Source organism: Bacillus sp. FSL R9-9530 (genome assembly GCF_038008145.1).
Classification (GTDB): Bacteria; Bacillota; Bacilli; order Bacillales; family Bacillaceae_G; genus Bacillus_A; species Bacillus_A mycoides.
Genome location: NZ_JBBOYO010000001.1, coordinates 814090 through 834697, shown reverse-complemented (window position 1 = coordinate 834697; position 20608 = coordinate 814090). Strand labels below are relative to the sequence as shown.

General features: G+C 34.4%; 13 protein-coding genes. 4 read left to right on the top strand and 9 right to left on the bottom strand.

Annotation, left to right across the window (positions count from 1 at the left end):
• Positions 1 to 4: 4 nt before the first annotated feature.
• From MKX66_RS04025 to MKX66_RS04000, 6 genes are all read right to left on the bottom strand, one after another.
• A complete protein-coding gene (locus MKX66_RS04025; protein WP_341085572.1) occupies positions 5 to 1552 on the bottom strand; it encodes a spore germination protein in 1548 nt (515 codons plus the stop codon).
• Between the two features lie 411 nt (positions 1553 to 1963).
• A complete protein-coding gene (gene hblB, locus MKX66_RS04020; protein WP_341085571.1) occupies positions 1964 to 3361 on the bottom strand; it encodes a hemolysin BL regulatory component HblB in 1398 nt (465 codons plus the stop codon).
• Positions 3362 to 3686: 325 nt separating this feature from the next.
• Positions 3687 to 4814, bottom strand: a complete 1128-nt coding sequence (hblA, locus tag MKX66_RS04015; protein WP_000591974.1) for a hemolysin BL binding component B — start codon at positions 4812 to 4814, stop codon at positions 3687 to 3689.
• A 36-nt stretch (positions 4815 to 4850) separates the two neighbouring features.
• Positions 4851 to 6071, bottom strand: coding sequence for a hemolytic enterotoxin HBL lytic component L1 (gene hblD / locus MKX66_RS04010; RefSeq protein ID WP_002128070.1), 1221 nt, complete (start codon positions 6069 to 6071; stop codon positions 4851 to 4853).
• 62 nt (positions 6072 to 6133) lie between these two features.
• Positions 6134 to 7453 (bottom strand): hemolytic enterotoxin HBL lytic component L2, encoded by a 1320-nt coding sequence (hblC, locus tag MKX66_RS04005; RefSeq protein WP_088064481.1) that lies wholly within the window; start codon positions 7451 to 7453, stop codon positions 6134 to 6136.
• 1349 nt (positions 7454 to 8802) lie between these two features.
• Positions 8803 to 10032, bottom strand: a complete 1230-nt coding sequence (locus MKX66_RS04000) for a helix-turn-helix domain-containing protein (RefSeq protein ID WP_088063998.1) — start codon at positions 10030 to 10032, stop codon at positions 8803 to 8805.
• Positions 10033 to 10784: 752 nt separating this feature from the next.
• Between MKX66_RS04000 and MKX66_RS30815 the strand changes: the two genes are divergently transcribed.
• The gene (locus MKX66_RS30815) at positions 10785 to 10961 is read left to right on the top strand and encodes a SpaA isopeptide-forming pilin-related protein (protein WP_157835323.1); all 177 of its coding nucleotides are present in this window, start codon (positions 10785 to 10787) and stop codon (positions 10959 to 10961) included.
• 743 nt (positions 10962 to 11704) lie between these two features.
• Here the strand turns inward: MKX66_RS30815 and MKX66_RS03995 are convergent.
• Positions 11705 to 12586, bottom strand: coding sequence for a CPBP family intramembrane glutamic endopeptidase (locus tag MKX66_RS03995; RefSeq protein ID WP_193653686.1), 882 nt, complete (start codon positions 12584 to 12586; stop codon positions 11705 to 11707).
• A 359-nt stretch (positions 12587 to 12945) separates the two neighbouring features.
• Between MKX66_RS03995 and MKX66_RS03990 the strand changes: the two genes are divergently transcribed.
• The 3 genes from MKX66_RS03990 (at position 12946) to MKX66_RS03980 (ending at position 16966) form a co-directional block, all read left to right on the top strand.
• A complete protein-coding gene (locus MKX66_RS03990; RefSeq protein WP_113769937.1) occupies positions 12946 to 14283 on the top strand; it encodes an erythromycin esterase family protein in 1338 nt (445 codons plus the stop codon).
• A 203-nt stretch (positions 14284 to 14486) separates the two neighbouring features.
• Complete coding sequence (locus MKX66_RS03985; protein WP_002084562.1) at positions 14487 to 15065, top strand: sensor domain-containing protein; 579 nt, start codon at positions 14487 to 14489, stop codon at positions 15063 to 15065.
• 113 nt (positions 15066 to 15178) lie between these two features.
• On the top strand, positions 15179 to 16966 hold the full coding sequence (locus MKX66_RS03980) for a helix-turn-helix transcriptional regulator (RefSeq protein ID WP_012261258.1): 1788 nt from the start codon (positions 15179 to 15181) through the stop codon (positions 16964 to 16966).
• Between the two features lie 259 nt (positions 16967 to 17225).
• Here the strand turns inward: MKX66_RS03980 and MKX66_RS03975 are convergent, their stop codons facing one another.
• Positions 17226 to 19616: a penicillin acylase family protein gene (locus MKX66_RS03975; RefSeq protein WP_326996231.1), complete on the bottom strand. Its 2391-nt coding sequence runs from the start codon at positions 19614 to 19616 to the stop codon at positions 17226 to 17228.
• A 79-nt stretch (positions 19617 to 19695) separates the two neighbouring features.
• On the bottom strand, positions 19696 to 20457 hold the full coding sequence (locus tag MKX66_RS03970; protein WP_016101038.1) for a DnaD domain-containing protein: 762 nt from the start codon (positions 20455 to 20457) through the stop codon (positions 19696 to 19698).
• Positions 20458 to 20608 lie beyond the last annotated feature (151 nt).

The window sequence follows — 20608 nt, the reverse complement described above, 5'->3', positions numbered from 1 at the left end:
AATTTCACCTTTTGTTATGATTCTTACCTTGTCGAATAGATTGAATAGCTCCTGTACCCTTAGGACGCCTTCTGATTGCCCATAAAGGAAAGCGTATAAAAGTATCTTTCATATCTGCAAAGCGAAACGGTGCTAACGGTGTTCCATAAGGAGTTCCTAGCGATTCAAGACTGATAAGATGTCCAATTAATGTCATCCACCCGATAACCAGTCCTACAATTCCAAATAATGCAGCTAAGATCATCATGGGGAATCGTAAAAGTCTAACTGCAGATCCCATATCATAGTTAGGGATAATAAAAGAAGAGATGGCTGTAACAGCAACAACAATAATCATAATGTTACTTACAATTCCGGCCTGAACAGCTGCTTGTCCAATGATAATACCTCCTACCATTCCAACTGTCTGACCAATCGGGGTAGGCAGGCGTAAGGCCCCTTCTCTCATCATTTCCAGCGTTATTTCCATAAGTAATGCTTCCATTACTGGAGCAAAAGGTACGCTTGTTCTTGACTCTGCAATAGATAAATAAAGCTCTACAGGAATAACTTCGAAATTAAAGGAAATAAACGCAACATAACTCGCTGGCAAAAATAGAGCAACCAAAAAGGCGATAAAACGAAGTATACGAATAAACGAAGCAACTAGCCATCTTGTACCGTAATCATCCACCCCTTGAAAAAAAGAGATGAAATTTGTTGGAGCAATTAATACATTTGGCGAATGATCCACTACAGTCACAAATCTGCCCTGTAGAATGTGCGATACGGCTAAATCAGGTCTTTCTGTTAACATAAATTGTGGAAATGGTGAGTACGGGTTATCTTCAATGAATTCAATAAGTTCACCTGTACTAGTAACAGCATCAACTGTTATACTTTGAATCCGTGTTTCTAATTCCTTTAGCACATCCTCAGAAGTTACATCTTTTAAATATAAAATAGAAATCTTTGTTTTGCTTCGTAAACCAATTGTTATCTCTTTTATCATTAATTGGCGATGTGGAATATACCTTCGAATCATTGTGATATTTTGAGCTCCGGTTTCTACAAATCCTTGATGCCCACCTTTTAGAGATATTTCGTTATGAGCATCTTCAATACTTCTTTGCGGCCATCCTTTTGTGTCCAATTGATACGCTGTAGTTCGACCGTGAATTAATAAAACACTATCCCCTTCTAAAATAGCATTTTCACTCTGACTCCACGTATTAATAATTTTAATTTGTCCTAATGTAATGGGAAGTTCTGTATTGGTATCAAAATCACTATTCATCAAAGGACTTAGAACATGATTTTGAATCAATTCTTTATCTGTTAATCCAGACAAATATACTAAAGCGGCTTCTAGTCCAGCTTCTGTCATTTGAAACCGTCGAATCACTAGATCAGGTGATTGATGAAATACATTCTGAAGCTCAGCTATATTCTTCGATAAACTAGCTTCTAAGAGAGAGTCTTCTATATTTTTTGGGGGAACAGGAGTATCGTCTCGTATTGAACATGATTTAGGATTTTCTCTATATTTTAACCATTTCAGAAATTTAGTCATGGCTTCCTCACCTTCTATGCACCTTCTATAGTATGTTTAGTATGCATATATGAAGAAAAAATATCCTAATAATTAGAGAGATAACGCCAGACTTATTACTATAAAGTTTTTGGTGCATATTTCATAAAGGCAGGTTGCAATTCTCATTAACATAAGAAAATAGTAACCTGCTTTTAACTTCAAGAATAGTGTAAATCCTTAAGTTGATGGATGTGGGGTACCGCCACATGCCCATCAAGCTAAGATTTTGAGATCCCCCCCATGCCCATCAACTTAAGAAAATAGATTCACCCCAAAACGAAAAAATGAGCTTTTCTGTTAAAAGTTAGCACAAAATTTCGTTCTGGGGGTATTTGTTTTTCTTAGCTTGATAGCGATGTGTACCATCCCCAATTAATGTATTTTTTGGGTTCAGTTCATTATATTTTCTACTTTGTCTTTATACACAACATATTCTTTCCCATCCACTACTGCTACCACCGCAAATTCATCATTTGGATTGAATGAAAGCCAGTCAGCCCACATGCTTGTATTAGCACCTCCACTCCACATATGATGAACAGTGTTTTTAGTTAAATTCATAACTTTATAAGACGCATTTGGTGCATTTGTTCCAGTCTTTATTTCAAAAGTGTATGCGTTATGGATTTTTTTATAAAAGTAAAAAACGTTTGATGGACGAAGTAGATTCATAAAATCCTGTTCTTTCTTCTCTGCAATTTTTATGCCTTCTAGTAATGTGACAACATCTGTTCTTAATGTTTTCCAACTATCTTTAGCTGAATTCAAGTTAGGCTTTAAAAATTTATATCTATTTTGATCAGCTTTTTCATCAGCTTTATCAACATGCCCCAGTACGCCCGAATATTGAGAGTCTAAATCATCCCATTGTGTGGACATATAAGTAAGAGCAGTAATAGCACTATCAATCGTACTATGCATATCACTAATATTATGAAATGCAACTCCGACTACACGATTTAATGTAATTTTATAATCAACAGTTTTACGTAATTCTGCTAAAGCAGGCTCTAATCGACCTAAATTATCTCTAGCAGTACCTATCATTATGCCACCAGAAATAAGCGTGGGGATAAAAGGTATTTTCACCATTATTAATCCATCAGATTCTAATTTCTTATAATAGTTTACTTGTCCTAAAACTTCATCTAAACGCTTTTGATCAGTCTCCACATCAGCTCCTTGGTTTTTTAAAATCGATTGCAAGGTCTCTTTATGGCTTCCAAATACTCTAACATCTTCTCCAATAGCGTTTTTAAATTTAATTAATTCTTCTATTAATGCTTTTGCAGACTTCTGGTTTCGTTGAATTCCCCCCCTTAAATCAGTAATCCCCTTTTTTAAAGTATCCCCATTTCCATTGTTGATCGCCTCTACTAATGTTTCATAATAATTTTCAAACTTTGTATCGTATTCAATAATGCCGGTCAATGTATCTAAAAGCTGTTTTTTTACTTTTGTATTCCATGTAACAGCATGTGCTCTTGCATTCTTTTGATCCTGTACAATTTTACTAGGTAAATCTGCATACCCATTAATAGAAATTCCTTCAAAACTCACATCCGGATTATTAATTAGCAAATAAGAATATTCATTCATAGCTTTTGCAAATAACCCAGCATCTTGTACAGTTTTTTTCATCTTTTCTTCATTTGCTGAAAGAGACATATCTCCAGTGTTCGTTTGTTCAGTTTCAATTGCAAAGGTTGCTACTGGTGTGACTGCATAGGTAGTTGTCATAATTAAAAATGCTGATACAGCCAGTATTTTATAAGGTTTTTTTTTCATCTTTTCTTATTCCTCCTGTATAGAGTATGATTTCAAGTCCTATTCTTATTAAAAGACGATGTAGTTGCATAGATTCGATATTATTAAGCGAATCTATATAAACTGTCCCCTATTAATCGATTCTGTTACAAATTTTTAAAAACAAGTAAACTACATGGCTATCTTTTTATTTGGATAAAACTTATATATAAGTGAAAGGCGAAGTCTTTAATGAGACTCCGCCTTTTTAATATATAAGGATTTATTAATTATCGCTTTACTGTTTAACAGTGTAATCATAGACTCTCTATGTTATGGTTCACTTTGCAACAGAATTAATATTTCCCTATTTTTGTGGAGTAACAGTTTCCACTTTTAATTCCTTTATCCCTTCTTTTAATGTAACAGCATCTGTTCTTAATGTTTTCCAACTGTCTTTCGCTGCATTTAAATTAGGTTTTAAGAATTTAAATTTATTTTGATCCGCTTTTTGAGCTGCATTCTCAATATGCCCTAGAACGCCCGAATATTGAGAATCTAAATCATGCCACTGCGTGGACATATAAGTAAGAGCGTTAATAGCATCATCAAGTGCCTTGTGCATTTCATTAATATTACTATAAGCAACTCCAACTACGCGATTTAATGTTACTTTATAATCCACGGTCTGACGTAATTCTGCTAATAAAGGCTCTAACTTACCTAAATTATCTCTTGCTACTCCCACTATAATACCGCCAATTATCGGTAGACCCAAAATAGCACCCTTCATTACATTAAACCCATCAGATTCTAATTGTTTATAATAGTTTACTGATCCTAATACTTCTTCTAGACGCTTTTGATCGGCTTCAACATCTGCACCTTGGTTTTTTAAAATCGACTGCAAGAGATCTTTATTGCTTCCAAATGCTCTAACATCTTGTCCAATAGAGTCTCTTAATTTAGTTAATTCTTCTATTAGTTGTTGTGCAACCTTTTGATTTTGTTGAATTTCACCTCGTAAATCTGTAATCCCTTCTTTTAAAGTTTCTCCATCCCCTGTATTAATCGCCTCTACCATTGTTTCATAATAATTATCAAATGTTGTATCATATTCAACAATACCAGTCAATGTATCTAAAAGCTGTTTTTTTACTTTTGTATCCCAAGTAACAGCATGTGCTCTTGCATTCTTTTGATCTTGTACAATTCTACCAGGTAAATCCACATATCCATTAATAGTAATTCCTTCAAAGTTCACATCTGGATTTTTAATTAACATATAAGAATAGGCATTCATAGATTTTGCAAATAAACCGGCCTTTTGCAAGGTCTCTTTCATTCTCGCTTCATTTGCAGAAAGAGCCGTATCTCCATTGTTCGTTTGTTCAATTTCACTTGCAAAAGTTGTTACTGGTGAAACTACATTAGCGGTTGTAATAGTTAATAACGTCGATACAGCGAGTAATTTGTAAGGGATTTTTTTTATCATTTCATTTTCCTCCAATTTAGGTTTTAATTTTCAGTTCTATTCCTGTTTAAAAGCAATATCTTTTGAAATGAATTCTGCATCTTTATGAATATCATTCCAACTTTCTTTAGCAGCTTTTAAATCATCCGGTATTAAAGAGAATTTGTGGTCTTGCATAGAATCGATATTATCCAGTAAATCTGTATAATTTGCGCCCATTGTATTCCATTGCTTTTGAATATTTGTTAGAGATAATATCGCTTGATCTACAGTCTGATATAGATATGCCAATGTTTCTTTCGCGTTAGTAAGCGAAAGAACTGCTTGATTAGCACGATCTGCTTTCATACTTAATTCTCCGATTTTGTTAGAAATTTCGTTATAGGAGTCCATATGCTTAGATGCCGTGACACCCGCCGCAGTTCCTAGACCGATACCAGCTGCTCCAAGAGCTGAAAGTCCACCAACAACAGCTGGTGTTGCTGTACCACCAGTTACAACAATTACAACTGCTCCTCCAATAGCTGCAATAACTAAAATAGCTGCTCCCAATCCACCACCAATTGACCATGCTAATACATCATCAAAATGTTTTTTCTGAGTAGAACGAAGTTGCTCAATTTCAGCTTGAAGTTGCGGAATCGTTGCCTGTTGACCTGCTAATATTGCAGTTAATCCACCTTTGCCATCTGGACCACCAACATTATTTTTAAAATCTGTAGAATTTTGATATAGTTTCCCTTTGAAGTCTTGTAGCATCTTAATTACATCTGTAACCTCTTTTGAATTTGTATTAATTGTAGTAATTAAATCACTTATGCCCTCTTTTAGACCTGCCTTATCTTTCTTTTGTACAGTATCTACTAAAGTGTCGTAATAATTTTGAAATTGTTCATCGTAATTTACAATATTACGAGCTGTTTTTTGAATCTGTGGCTTCGCTTTATCTAACCAATAATTCGCATTGATTCGTGACAGTTCTTGATTAAGGTGAATATTTTTGAGCAACTCCCCTCCTTCTGATCCTAAATCGATATTAGATAAATTTACATTCGGTTGCTTAATCATTGTTTTTGCGTACAAATCCATTACAAGAATATGAGACCCTGTTTCAGCCAATGCTTTCTTCAGTCCCTCGGGACCTAAAGCATAATTGCCTACTTTTTGTTCTTGAGCGGTCGTTTCTTGTGCAAATGCATGAATAGTGTTACCAGTAGTAGCAGTTATAACCGTTGCCAGAGTGGCTAAAGTTAGCACTTTGAATGGGAATTTTTTCATAACTATTCTCCTTCTTTCGCTAGATTCTTATAATCTTTATAGTTTTTTTGAAAAACGTAATATCAAAATTTATATACCTGTTCTTCAAGGTAACTTATTACATTTTTTAATTGTCTTAATGTATCTTTTTGGGACTGCTCGTTAGTTGCATCAACATTAGTAGATAATTTTGTAATGTTATTTTTTATTAGATCCAAATCTTCTTTATAGCGCTTTAGTAGGTCAAGTTCTACATCTACTTGGTTTGCAAACGTATGCAAATCATTTTGTGAAAGAAGAAGCATTGATTTTTGTAAATCTGCTATTGATAGTTTCGTTGTTAAATCATATATTTTTTGGTTTTGTTTCTCTAAGTCATCTAAATATGCTCGCTGCTCTGCTGTTAGTTTATTTACTTCTGCGAAGACACCAAATGTTTTCTTAATCTTTTCAGTATCAATGGCTTTCATCAGGTCATATTCTTGCGTTTTTGCGGCTGCAGCTGCAGCTATTTCACCTTGTTTGCTTTTCTCAATTGCTTCACGAGCTGCTTTTTTGGCCGATTCAATCTCTAGAGCAGTTTTACCTTGTTCTGTCGCTTCTTGCGCCGCTTTTTTCTCCGCTTCTAGAATAGAGTTGTTAATTTCTTTTCCTTTGTTATACGCTGCCATCCCTGCTTGAGCAGCCGGTTCAATAATTTCTTTTGAAAGACTATAAACTTCTTTGAATATAGCAAATCCCTGCTCATTTAAAGCTCCTGGTATTAATGCAATTTGTTGTAAATCATTTTGAATTGCTTTTTTGGTATTTAATATTTCATTTTTTAACTGATCTATTTTTCCTGTTCCATCTGTACCTAATATGCCTTGCGCAGTTGCCACATTAGTATCGAAATCTTTTAATTTTTTATCAAGCTGTAATTTAAGATCTGTTAATTCATTAATTTGTCGTTGCGCATTTTCTTGATTCGTCATAGCCATTTCTTGAAGAACTTCAAGTCTATCCGAAAACCCTTCTCTATCTTCTTTATTGTCTACATACGATTTTAATGTCGGGTAATAGCTATTAAATTTCGTTACAAATCCTTTACTTTTTGAATTTAATAGAATTAACTGTGGATAGAGTTCCGATGACCATTCCTTCATATCTTGTTTAATTAGGAATTGATTGGTATTTAAAGCTGGGACTTCCTCTAGCTGTACATTAGGACTCATTAAAGATTGATCAATATACGTTTGGATTAATTTAGATTGCGCACCTAATTTTCGTAATGATGAAGAAATATCCATGCTTTCCTGTTGAGTTTCTGCTTGAACGATTGGTGCTGCGAGAGTATTGATAGGAATAGTTGCTCCAGTTACAATGGATGTTATTAAAAATCCTGTCATTATTTTATTTTTCATTCCGTACACTCCTTTACCATTGTTTTTTATAACTTGATTCATATAACTTGTACGCCCTAGCGCTAGGCTCTCTCCTTGCACACGCATGGGGAATGGGAAGTCTTTCGGATAGGGTGTTATTGTTATTATTTACTTCTAAGAGGATCTAAGAATTTTACTTCCCTCTCATTTAGATACTCTATTTTTCAAATAGTAAACGATAAAAATTCATCAGCTATATTTGAATTAGCTGCCCAATGAGTAGTAAAATATTATTTCCCCCTTAGAGCTGCTGTTTAACTTACAGATCCGTGAAGATAGATAACCATTGCTTCTAGAGTTAATCCTGTCATGACCTTTTTTAAATATCAATTTCATAATATGGTTTTTAGTTTTGTCAGCAATAGCCTTACAAGACTACAAAAGATGAAATTATACTGTACATTGCTTATACTTTTATTGCGGAATAAATTCACTTTTGCTATGTAGAAACTTAAAACCCATTTTTACAAAAATACTACTTTTGAGATTCTAAATACCTTAAAAATAAACTGATTATTAAGAAAATTACCCACAACATAGTGTTACTTGCAAATTTAATAACCTCTATTAGCTTGCTCTTCCCCCTTCTGTGTGGTCATACCAGTTATGTTGTTCATTAAAACATTAAATTTCCAATGCGTAAATAGCAAAATTTTGTCGATTGAGCTCGATAATTTAACTATTAAGTAAAAATACGGGCCTGAAAAATTATACTGATATAATTAACTAGGGATTACAGCTCTGTAATTGTAATGATTACAAATTAAAGTGTATACGGTTAATAAATAACCATTTTAGCTCAACCAAGCAATTTTATTTTTTAAAAAATACTTATAGAATAATTTAATAGGTTTTTTTATACTTTTTCCCCTTTATTTGGTTATGTATAATTGCATATACTATAGATATATCAAGTGATATATGTTATATTATTAAACTTTATGTAATAGTCCCTAATATCACCATTATTAAATACTTAACATGAAGATATTAATCTATAAACTTATTCCTCGTTATAACCATGGGTTTTAAAATATAAAAAAAGCCGCAAAGCTTTCTCGAAAAGAACCTTGGCGGCCTTCTGTTTTTTTGTCTCCTTAGAAAAATAACGGATAGTGTACTCTTTAAAATTAACAACATGTTATAAATCTTACCCTTGCCCTTTGGCTTCACTAAATGTTTCATGGACTCTTCAAGATCTATTTGAATACATATTCCTTTTCTAGATCAATCACATACCCTTTCTAGAGTAAAAGAAACAGTATGCTCAAGTTTTAGATTTACTTGCGCGTATATTAAAGTTTTTTCACAAGAAACTGATACTAAGCTTATATTACGGTATATTTTTCACGATACTGTCTAGGTGTCATGTTAGTTGATTTTTTGAAAACCCTTGTAAAATAACTTTGGTCGTTAAAATTAAGCCAGGCACAAATATCTGATAGTGGATATGTAGTGAGTGTTAATAATTTTTTTGCTTCTTCCACTCGTTCCCTTTGAATAAATTCACTTAAAGGAATCCCCACTTCTTTTTTAAATAATTTAGATAAATAAGTAGGGGTAATATCCAAATGATTAGCGAGTTCATTGAGAGATATTCCATCGTAAACATTTTTACTAATATGATTCATACATGTAGTAACCGCATTTGAAAATTTTTGCGCATTGAATTCTTTCACCCGATCTGCAAAAGTACGTAAAGCATCTCCTGACAATCGCCTTACAGAGTCCACGTTCTCTAGTTGTTCCATGGTTTGGATATACAAAATACTAAGAGCAAAAGCAATGTCTGGTGGGAGATTACCTTCTATCGCATATCGAGTTGCTAAAGTAATCGCAATAATCCCATGGTTTTTTTGGTTTCTGAGTGGATCCGCTGTTAAAATTAATTCCGTATCTTCCTGCGAAACTGCATACATATATTGCAACAACTTCTTTTTATTTCCCTCTTTGATTGCTGAAAAATAATTATGTACTAATGCCATGTTGTGAGTTTTTGGTTTATTTTGTTGACGTTTTAAAATATATAGATCAGGTTTCACAATTTTATAGGGAACTTCCTCTAACACTTTATTTTTTTCTACCACAATATCAACATCTAACTTTTCATTGAAAATCATGTAATGCAATAAAATTCCCATATCAATTAAAGAAGTTTTTTTAACCTCAGGTAGGGATTGAAAATAGGTTAGTCTTTCTTGAATATTATCATTTGAGTTAAATTCTTTTCGAAGTTTAAAGGTTACATCATCCGATCCCTTTGGATGTATAGTGGGGCCAATTATTATAGTCCCTTTTATATAATCATGATTTTCTATATGAATTAGGATGAAATTTTCAAGATAACTGTTACATCTGAAAAGGGGCAAATTATAGGGATCATTTTCTTGATAAATGTCACTAAGATATTCTTCTTTAGAAGAATAAAAAGGACTACAAATATCCTCAGAATTAGAATGATATAAGATTTTTTTGTCTGTGGATAAAATGTGAACAGGTACATTAAAGGCTTTATGTGCGAGATCACACAAGTGTTGTATATCGATTGAATTATTCATTACCTTCTCCTCTTAATTAGATTACTGATAAATTTTTACATCGTTCCTGTATAAATTCATAAATTATTTTCCGTCAGGTATAACTCACGACAAAATATTACTATAAAATATCAAATTAGTACAATTCACGACAAAATATTACTATATTTTTTTTATGAAAATCATATATTATTTATTTGTAAGTAGCATCTAAATATCAGAGTAGTTAGGAAAAGTGTGAAAGAAATAGATTCTTTTCTTATAATTTTCTAAACGACAATGAAATGAGCTGAGGTCGTTTCTTAATTCTCCAAGATCTAATCATAGAACTTGGGAAAACAGTGAAGAACCTACAAAATACAGAAACAAGGGATGATTGGAGTATACAACTCTAGTAAGTAATAGCTTCTTGCTAATCCTGCGAAAAATCTAGCCTTTGCGGATACATTGCCAGACGAACTAGAATATGCCCCAGGTACATTACAAATAGTAGGCTAAACAGTGACAGATACAATTCGATACAGACAAAAGTAAATTTAATGTAGGAAAAGAAAACGAAGAATTTTGGGATGTGACACATACAGAGTGGCATACAATGGTACTCCATGCGAGGGACAAGCTGGAAAAAAGATTAAAAATACAGTGAAAGTCCAAGGAGATACTGTATCACCGTAAGAACTAACAGCCAAAAATTCAATCACTTGGACAAACTGAGATTAAAAAAGTGGATGCTGCAAATTCGAATATAAAACTGATAAACTGCTGTATTCCAAATTTTTGACAAAGATAATAAAGAAGTCGAAAATTTAACAGCAGATGAAAATGATAAAGCTATTTCTGAACCACTGTGCTTCGGAAAATTCACGTTGGAAGAAATTCAAGCACCAAATAGGTCTACGTTATTTAAAGATCTAATTGAGGGAAAGGTCTTATCATCAGTACAAAAATAAAAATAGAAAACACAAAAAGCGAATGGAATATTAAAAATACTGACGATATAGTGCCAACTATTTTTATCTAATTGGCACTATATTACTGGTCGCAACATTAGTTTTAGTTTCCGCAAAAGCGGAAGAAATAAATAGATTCAAAAATTATTAGGGATAGCAGCGGTGACACAACATATAAATATTTTTTTATATGTTGTTAATCTTTGTAGTATCAATCTTTATGCTACCTAGCTTTATTACTCCATCACATAAACATATTATTTATTTTCTAAGTACAATGGCTATTACTTAACAAAAACAACACCTCTAATTAAGAGGTGCAGTCACATAGATCCAAATTAATAGTAGACATTAGACACTTATTTCACAGTAAATTGACCTCAAAATAATAGTTACTGCAATATCAGGATTTGTTTATTCTATAACAAAAGAAATGTCACTTAAGCATTCTTTGTATGCTACTTTTAATTAATATATATGACACCCTTAATTTTCCACTCTATTTTTAGTTAAGAATCAAAATACTGAAGCCAATGAAATTGTATTACATTGGCTTCAGTATTTCAGATTTAAAATTACGAATAAAAACAAAATAACGTTTAAACACCCTGTTTTCAATCGTGTGAAATTTAATCCTTATCGATACATATGACATTCACACGACCGCTAAAAACCCTTAAAAAGCAATCTGAGAGTCCGTTTTTTCTGATTAACAATCATTTTTTAAAAATTTATGTGAAAAATCAATATTTAGTAAATCTTATTATCCGAGACACAATTATTGCCGTAATCAAGATAATAAGGGCGGTTATCAAGCCAGATTCTCCAATCCAAATCTCAGTTTGATACCCTGTACTTGCACGTGCGAAAGGTCCTTGAATAATGGCATTCCAAGTAGTATGGATGATAACCGAAGGCCAAATGCTACCTGTGATAAGTCGTAAATAAGCTGTAATATAACCAAATGGTACAATACAAAGATAGATACCAAGTACTGAAAGAACGACAGATGTTCCCTCTACATATAGACCAGCAATAACAATTGGAACATGCCACGTTGCCCAAATCAATCCACTAATAAGGATGGGCCGTGAAAACTCTGCATCGACTAGCCTTGTGAGCATATAACCTCGCCAACCCATTTCTTCTCCCAAAACTGGGATTAAGTTAAGCAAACTCCCTAAAATGCCGCTCAATACTACTAGATAAATGAAACTGAATGGTGCCGTTAGATACTGAAGCCCAAGTATATTGTAGATTGGTTCTAACATACCACCTTCGGGATGCTGAAACCCCGCAATCCCGCTCAACCAGGCGATAGAATAAGTAATTCCACAAATAATCATAGGTATTAGCAGAGCAAAACCAATCCCCTTCCATATCTTTAAGTTACCGAGACTAAAAGATACATCTTTAAACCCTTCTTTCAGTATTATGCGAGTCAAAATAGAAGAAAATGCTGGGATAAACATATATACCACAATAAGCGGCATACTTTTAGTAATTATTACTACTACATTTAGGATAATAGAAGTAATGATTAAGATACTCAGAAAGAGTTGCAGTCCTATTTTAGCACGTTGGATTTTATCTTTATTGTGGAACGATTTTGCGTGTAATATCATTGTAATCCGCCCTTCCCCTTTAATTCACTTGTTTATCGAATTTACTTCTTGTCATTTCCACAGACACAACTTAGAATAAAAATATTTTGGCATACAGATTAATTCATCTTTAAAATCCCTCCCAAATTTATAATCTAGTCTTACTTGCGACTCATCAATGTAATTATTATTTATAAGTTGTCATAGCCGATAGTACAAAAGTGTAATGATTAGTCTATGACCTGTGTCAATTAACCTTATGACAATATGTAACTAGAAAATATGATATGGGATAGATAACAATTGAATTAAGGCAATTGATTCGTGCAAGTACATGAATCAATCTCGCTTTTAAAACAATTCAATTGAGGTGGAAAAAAATGAATAAGAAAAGAATAATTGCAATGGTTAGTACAGCTTTATTAGTCACAGGATGTGGAGAAGTAGGAAACGCTCAAACAGTAGCAGTCGAAAATTCAGGTCAATCAATCCAAAAAAATATAGTTAAATCAATACAATCACAGGCTTACCCATTAAAAACGATAGAACCGTCAAAATCATTTGAGGATTTAAAACCACTTAAGAAAATGATTGGGAGTGCACAATATGTAGGATTAGGAGAGAATACTCATGGAAGCTCTGAAATTTTCACTATGAAGTTTCGACTTGTGAAATATTTGGTTACTGAGATGGGTTTTACGAATTTCGCAATGGAAGAAGATTGGGGAAACGGCTTAAAGCTAAATGAATATATCCAAACAGGAAAAGGAAACCCTAGGGAATTTTTAAAATTGTTATATCCTACTGATGAAATTATAGCCATGATTGAGTGGATGAAAGATTATAATGCTGATCCATCCAATAAAAAAAAGATCCAATTTATTGGGCTCGACTTAAAGGAGTTGGACCAAGGTAGCTTTAATAAAGTAATTGATTATGTAAGGCTGCATCGACCAGATTTGCTGGCAGAAGTAGAAGAAAATTATAAAGAATTGCCGTCTTTTACTGGAAGTATACAGGAATATATGAAACTTGCTCCTGAAATGAAAGAGAAGTTCAAAGCAAACGCTGAGAGAGTAGCCCGATTACTGAAAGATGAGAATGAGCAAGCCAACACAGAAATAGTTTCACCCGAGTACATCTGGGCGAAAGCAACGGCAAGTGCAATAGAGAAATTTACCACAATGCTGCTTTCTAATGACTACCCAAATGTAATAAAGCTACACGAGCAATACATGGCCGATCATGCAATGTGGGCACAAGAGGCATTGGGTGGTAAAACTATGGTATGGGGACACAATATTCATATAGCTAAAGAAATTATCGATGAGGAATTATACCCTTATGCTGCGGGGCAGTTTTTGAAGGAACGTTTAGACAATAATTATGTCACAATTGGTAGTACAACTACGGAGGGGAATTTTACCTTATACAGCGAATATGATCCTTCCACCGGAGGTAAGATTACAACGGGTACGATTCCACAAGATGTAAATAGTTTCAATTATACCCTCGGAAAAGTACCATATAAAATGTTTTTATTGGATAACCGTCACCTTAAAGGACAAGCAGAGAAATGGGTTAAAGCAAAAAGGCCATTACTAAGTATAGGGGGACAACTCCTCCCGGGCAGTTCTTTATACTTTGATACTTCATTGCTTGAGCAATTTGATATTATTTTTCACATTCGAAAAACAAGTCCATCTCATATTAAATAAAAGTACAAAACAATCCCGTTCTTGCATCTGCAAGAACGGGATTGTTTTATGGAGATTAATATAAGCATCTTTTTTAACCAGAAGTAGGTTACTCTCCCCTTTTTAGCATCATTTAGAGATGTCATATGACACTTTTACACTAGTGAGAATGACAAAAAAAGCAATATAATTCGTTTATTACATAGATAGGAGCGATGAGCTTTATGAAATCAAGATTCATCCAGAATGGTTATTTTTTATTACTAACTTTCATTACAGGTTTGTTTTATTTTTGTTTTTATCTAATAGCTCTGCTATTCAGTTTCACCCTTTCATTTACGGTAGTTGGGATTCCATTAGTTATACGCGTACTACAAACTACCACACCCTTTATCCAATTTGAGCGCATACAAACGAAAATTTATACTGATATTTCGACAGAATCTTACGATAGAAGTGTAACAACGGATACATCGGACTGGGCGCAAGTAAAATTAGGACTTACGGATCGCCACACCTGGTCTGCTGTCTTTTGGTTAATGCAGAAATTTGTGATTGGCATTTTCAGTCTCATTAGTGCAATCATTTTTTATGTAATGCCACTTATGTTCCTGTTAGCACCACTATTGTATCGATACATCGATATGAATATTATTTTCATACAGATAGATACTTTTCCCAAGTCACTTCTTGTAATGTCTATCGGTATAGTGTTTACCGCCATAAGTATTAAAATAGTAGATGGTTTAACGAAAAAATTTGGAGGTTATACACGCAGTATGATTCAGCAACTAAATCGATAGAAGTTTGTAGTCTACGAATAGTAGGCAGTTTAAACTTAAAAATATAACAATATAAGAAGGATTATTCTATAATATAGGAAATGAGAAAGAAGGCTACTTAGGGGGTAAATAAATTGTTTGATATGGTTAAATATTGGTTTTGGTATGATTGGATTATGTTAGGAATCCGTCTACTTGTTAGTGTGTCTACCCTCCTAGCAACATTAAATTTCCAGGATGGTTTAACATTACCACTTTGGATTATTATTATTTGGGAAATTATTGCCTTCTCTATTCCATGGGTAGCCTTACTATTCAATTATAAATATTACTTATTCACAGAAATATTGCTATATGGTGGACTATGTATATTCTTAACCTCTTTATTTCCAGAAGCTTACAATATCTTTCTTATATCGGTATTTCTTATCGCAGCAAATAGTAAGCATTTGTCCTATTATTGGACAGCTCCAACAACAGTTTTTATAACAACTGGAATTTTCTATGCGGTTGCGCCAAGTAATAGCTATTGGGTTATGGTCACCTATTATGGATTCGCTTATGTAATGGGATTCGCCTTTCATTTATTAATCGTCAATCATAAGCAAAATGAAGCAATTCGTAAACAAAACGCAGTACTTGAGCAATATATGTCTCAGATTGAACGCATAACACTGGCAGAGGAACGAAACAGACTGTCGGGTGAGCTTCATGATACAGTTGGTCACGCTTATACTTCTATTATTATGGGGATGGAAACGTTGCGCACCGAACTTGCTACTGAAATGGGTATACAGAGGCTAGATTCTCTGCTTGAAATGGGACGTAAAAGCATCGAGGACGTGAGAGGTTACCTACATCAAATTGAGTCTCCGTGTCAATCGCCCTCCTTAATTCAATCTCTACAAAATCTTGGAGCCGAATTTCAGGAGCACGCTCAGGTTACTGTAAGTTTTCGGGCATACGGAGAGGAATATCAATTGTCTCGGCAAGCGAAGATAGCGTTCATTCGTTGCTTACAAGAATCTCTTACAAATGCAGTACGTCATGGTCAGGGGACTGAAATTATAGTTTCATTGCAGTTTGAACAACAATATACGAGGTTAGAAGTTCAAGATAACGGAAAAGGAAATGTAGAATGGCAGGAAGGCTTCGGTATGAATGCGATGAAAGAACGGGCAATGAATTTGCAAGGTCAATTGTCTGTATATACAAAGCCAGAGGAAGGAATGCTTGTTACATGTACCATACCGCGACAAACTGAAATAAAAGATGGACTTATTCGTTTGTTAATTGTAGACGACCAGCCATTTGTTCGGGAAAGTTTGAGGACACTACTCGATAGATATGAAGATTTAAATGTAGTCGGTTTGGCTGAGGATGGCAATCAAGCCATCGATTTGTGTGGGCGCCTTCAACCCCACGTTATACTTATGGATTTAGATATGCAGCACATGGATGGAGTCGAAGCAACCAAAAAGATTAAGCAACAATGGCCACATATCCGCGTATTGATTTTTACAACTTTTCAGGATACCGAACAGGCGTTGGAATCACTTCGCAACGGTGCGGATGGTTTTTTACTCAAATCTATTGAAACATTGGAGCTAGCTAATACGATCCGACTTATTCACAAAGGTGGGACACTGATTGATCAGGGAATGTCTCACAAAATATTCGAGAAGTTTGATGAGCAAATCGAGACACCACAATCAAAAGCAACTGCTTATGAGCTAACAGCTAGAGAGATAGAAATATTGCAGCTAGTAGCAAAAGGACTTCGATACACTACCATAGCATCAAGGTTATATTTATCGAATGGTACGGTCAGAAATTATGCTTCCACAGCTTATACAAAGCTAGGAGTCCGTAACAAAGAAGAAGCTGTTCAAAAGGCTCTAGAAATTGGAATTATTGAATAACAAAATGTTTTGCGGTGTATACCAATGAGTAACAAAAAAACAGAACGCTTTGTGTGGTTTCTTTTGTAACAGAGTAAATAAGGTCCGTTATCGTATAAGTAAATGTTAAAACACTTACTGTTTTGTCATAATAAAATCATTGAATCTTATTCTCTAAAATACAATAGCCTACTATCAATTTAACTGATAGTAGGCTTTTAAAATTATTTAAGAACTTGGTTATGTTCTAATTTAACAGTTTTCATCAGTGGAAATATTATCACTTCGGCTCTAAAGTTAACACCTTCCCTTCTATCCCATCTGTATTAAGTGTAGTCGTATGATACTCACCGTTCACCCAATCATCTATTTGATCATGGTACCAATCGCTTCTAAAATGTCCCGATTGTCCCGGCCCCACTATATGATAACCGTTTGACATATCTTTCGTATCAATAACGAATCGCCAAGAAGCTCCGTGATTGACAATACCGTTATCTCCGTAACTCGCTGCTTGAACGGTAACTTGGCTTCCGCCGATTGGAATTGGTTTTTCACGATTAAATGCAAATAGTGCTAGCATACTAGATGATTTTGAAATTGGATGTGTGAACGCCAGTTGATGGTAATCGCCCCACTTCCACTCCGTAACATTCGGTCCATATTCCTTCTGTAATTTCTTCATTACTTTCTCGTACGATGTATGCACAACTTTCGTGAAGCCTCCGTACTTCGTAAACCAAGCGCTATTTTCTCCTGCTACTTCTTTTCGAATCAATTCATCAACTACTTGTGACTTCCCTTCAAATAACTCCATCACATCTTTCGGTATTTCTTTTGAAAATAGCGTATTCGAAATCTCTTTCATTAACAAGTGGAATATTAATGGTGCCGCTTCATCTTTACTATCGTAAAAATTCCACTTTGTTAATTGTTTTACGCCTTCTTTCTCTACTTCATTTAAAGATGCTTTATTTAACTCTTTTAACAATATAGGAGTAAACTCTTTCCCATATAAATTTTTTTGATCCATCTGTAAATCTTCTAAATCTTTCACCGTATACTTTTCCTTCTCTTGTAAAAACTCTTGAATACGCATTTGCCTATATGGCTGCGCCCACGTATTACTAATATGGTACGGATAATTATCATCAACGATTTTATTATTTGCAGTTGAAATAAACCCTTGTTTTGGATTTATTACTTTTGGAAGTTGATCAAACGGAATATACCCTTCCCATTCATATTCATCTGTCCATCCTGGCACAGGCAAACTACCATCGCCTTTTTTACGCACTGGTATATTTCCATTCGCTTTATAAGCAATTGTGCCATCGTTTGATGCAAACACAAAATTTTGAGTCGGTGTATGAAAATCTTGAAGAGCCGTTTCAAACTCATTCCAATCTTTCGCCTTATTCATATTTAATACAGCCTTTAATTCAGCAGAAGGCTCCAAAGCAGTCCATTTCAAAGCGAATACTGTTTTCGTTTTCTCTTTCCCCTTATCCGCAAACTCTGAAATAACTGGACCATGCCTCGTAACCGTAACGTTATACGGAATTGTTTTCCCGCCTTTTACTTTAATAGATTCATTAACAACCGTAGCCTTTTCCCATTTATCGTTATACAAAAATTCATTTTCATTATTAGGATTTCTCTTTTCAATATACAAATCTTGCACATCGGGACCTGTATTCGTAACGCCCCATGCTATTTTGTCATTGTGTCCTAATATAACGCCTGGTACTCCTGCGAAAATAACGCCACTCACATGTAAATCTTTCATTTCAAGTTGCGATTGATACCAAATAGAAGGTGTCGCAAGAGATAAATGAGGATCATCCGCTAAAATTGGCTTACCAGATACACTCTTTTCACCACTCACAACCCAGTTATTACTACCGTTAAACTCTGGTGGAATAACTGTCTTTGAAAAACTTTGTGCTACGTCCACATTTGTATTTTTCAATTCAGCTAGCAATCTAGGCGCATCTTTCGGATATGTAGGAAATAGCTCATTTGCTTGCTCTTCCGGAAGATTTTTCAACGCCCAATATCGAAATGCTTGTCCGTGCCAATGTCCTCCTAAATCAAACGCCATATACTTTCCAATCGTTAAAGAATCCACGATTGACCATTCAGCAGGTTCATATCCTAATATAGTAAACTCAACCGGCAATTTCTTTTCCTCTTTTGCCTCACGTATAAAAGTATTCACCCCATCAGCAAATGACTGCAGGGCATATTTCGCTTCCCCATCATATTGACTAACAGATGCTTCTGCCGCTCGCCGTAAACCGAGCGTTCGAAACAATTTATCTCGATCAACAGCTGCTTCCCCTACAACTTCACTTAACATACCAGAAGCTTGTCTTCTACTTAAATCCATTTGAAACAAACGATCTTGCGCTTGTACATACCCTTGCGAGAAATATAAATCATGCGCATTTTCCGCTTTAATATGTGGTACACCTTTACTATCTCGTTTCACCGCAACAGCATGTTGTAAATCCTCAAGTTTTATCGTTCCATCTATCTTTGGCACAGAACTAAGCGTATATATGTTCAAAAAAATCATAGCGCAAATAAACAAAAAAAGAACGATACTACTAGACCAAATAAAAATTCTTTTTCCCCTATTTCGTTTCTTTTTTATGACGACTTCCATACAATCCCTCCTCTCTCAATCTATTCGCTTCTATTGTGAAAGAACCTTTTAGAAAAGAAGAAATCATTACTTGCTCATGCTATGGATCATACAAACTGAATACTTCTCTCTTACGCACTATTTCCTTTCCTTTATTGAAGCTTACTCGTCCTTTCTTACACCAATTCCTCAAAATCCCCTTCACATAAGCGAGTGTCCCCTTATTATTTTCAAACGCAATTTTAAGTGCCTCTAGTACTTTATCTCCTGAAACTCTTTGCATCCATTCCTTTAATTCCTTCGCGATATATGGAGATAGACTACTAATGTTTTGTTCGTAAAATTTATAAACTTCACTATGCGGAGTGGCATCCTCTACTCTTTCTACCTCTTCCTTCTCTTGAATAATTACTTGTTGTGAATTACTATCAATCTCTTCCTCTGGCATACCAAAATACTGAAGTAATAATGGAATCTTGCATTCTTCTTCAAGACATTTACGTAAAAATATATGTATGAACTCTTTATTTTTTACAGTCTTTAACTCACGTAACACACACTTCTCTACATTTGTATTTAAAATAGGGTTATAGTGTAGCCAATTTAGTATGTATAACTCTTTCGTTTCCGCATCGTATAAAATCTTTCCGTATTCAACAAATCTATTTAACAGCTTCTCAACAGTTTCCATACTGTAGCCTGTTTCCAGTTCTGCCACACGCTTCGGTAATACGTAAATTCCACATTGCTTCGTTTTCGTACCAGTTAACAAATATATGTAAAAATAACGCTCCTCTGGCGTTAAATCTAATATGAATTCATCTTGCCAAAAGTTCACCTGCACATTACGGTACACCGCCATATATTTACCTCCTCCTTTTATTCATAAAAAGGCAGAATTCAATCCTTCAATATACATATAGGAATGAGGGCTTTGTTTTTTGCATTTGAATTCCAAATTTTTTTAACTACTACAACGCCGGTTTTATTTTTTCGCGCTTTTTTGTTCTTGT

Bases quoted from the DNA above. Each gene is read 5' to 3' on its own strand.
- MKX66_RS04025 (WP_341085572.1), bottom strand. From the start codon at position 1,552: ATGACTAAATTTCTGAAATGGTTAAAATATAGAGAAAATCCTAAATCA.
- hblB (WP_341085571.1), bottom strand. From the start codon at position 3,361: ATGAAAAAAAAACCTTATAAAATACTGGCTGTATCAGCATTTTTAATT.
- hblA (WP_000591974.1), bottom strand. From the start codon at position 4,814: ATGATAAAAAAAATCCCTTACAAATTACTCGCTGTATCGACGTTATTA.
- hblD (WP_002128070.1), bottom strand. From the start codon at position 6,071: ATGAAAAAATTCCCATTCAAAGTGCTAACTTTAGCCACTCTGGCAACG.
- hblC (WP_088064481.1), bottom strand. From the start codon at position 7,453: ATGAAAAATAAAATAATGACAGGATTTTTAATAACATCCATTGTAACT.
- MKX66_RS04000 (WP_088063998.1), bottom strand. From the start codon at position 10,032: ATGAATAATTCAATCGATATACAACACTTGTGTGATCTCGCACATAAA.
- MKX66_RS03995 (WP_193653686.1), bottom strand. From the start codon at position 12,586: ATGATATTACACGCAAAATCGTTCCACAATAAAGATAAAATCCAACGT.
- MKX66_RS03990 (WP_113769937.1), top strand. From the start codon at position 12,946: ATGAATAAGAAAAGAATAATTGCAATGGTTAGTACAGCTTTATTAGTC.
- MKX66_RS03985 (WP_002084562.1), top strand. From the start codon at position 14,487: ATGAAATCAAGATTCATCCAGAATGGTTATTTTTTATTACTAACTTTC.
- MKX66_RS03975 (WP_326996231.1), bottom strand. From the start codon at position 19,616: ATGGAAGTCGTCATAAAAAAGAAACGAAATAGGGGAAAAAGAATTTTT.
- MKX66_RS03970 (WP_016101038.1), bottom strand. From the start codon at position 20,457: ATGGCGGTGTACCGTAATGTGCAGGTGAACTTTTGGCAAGATGAATTC.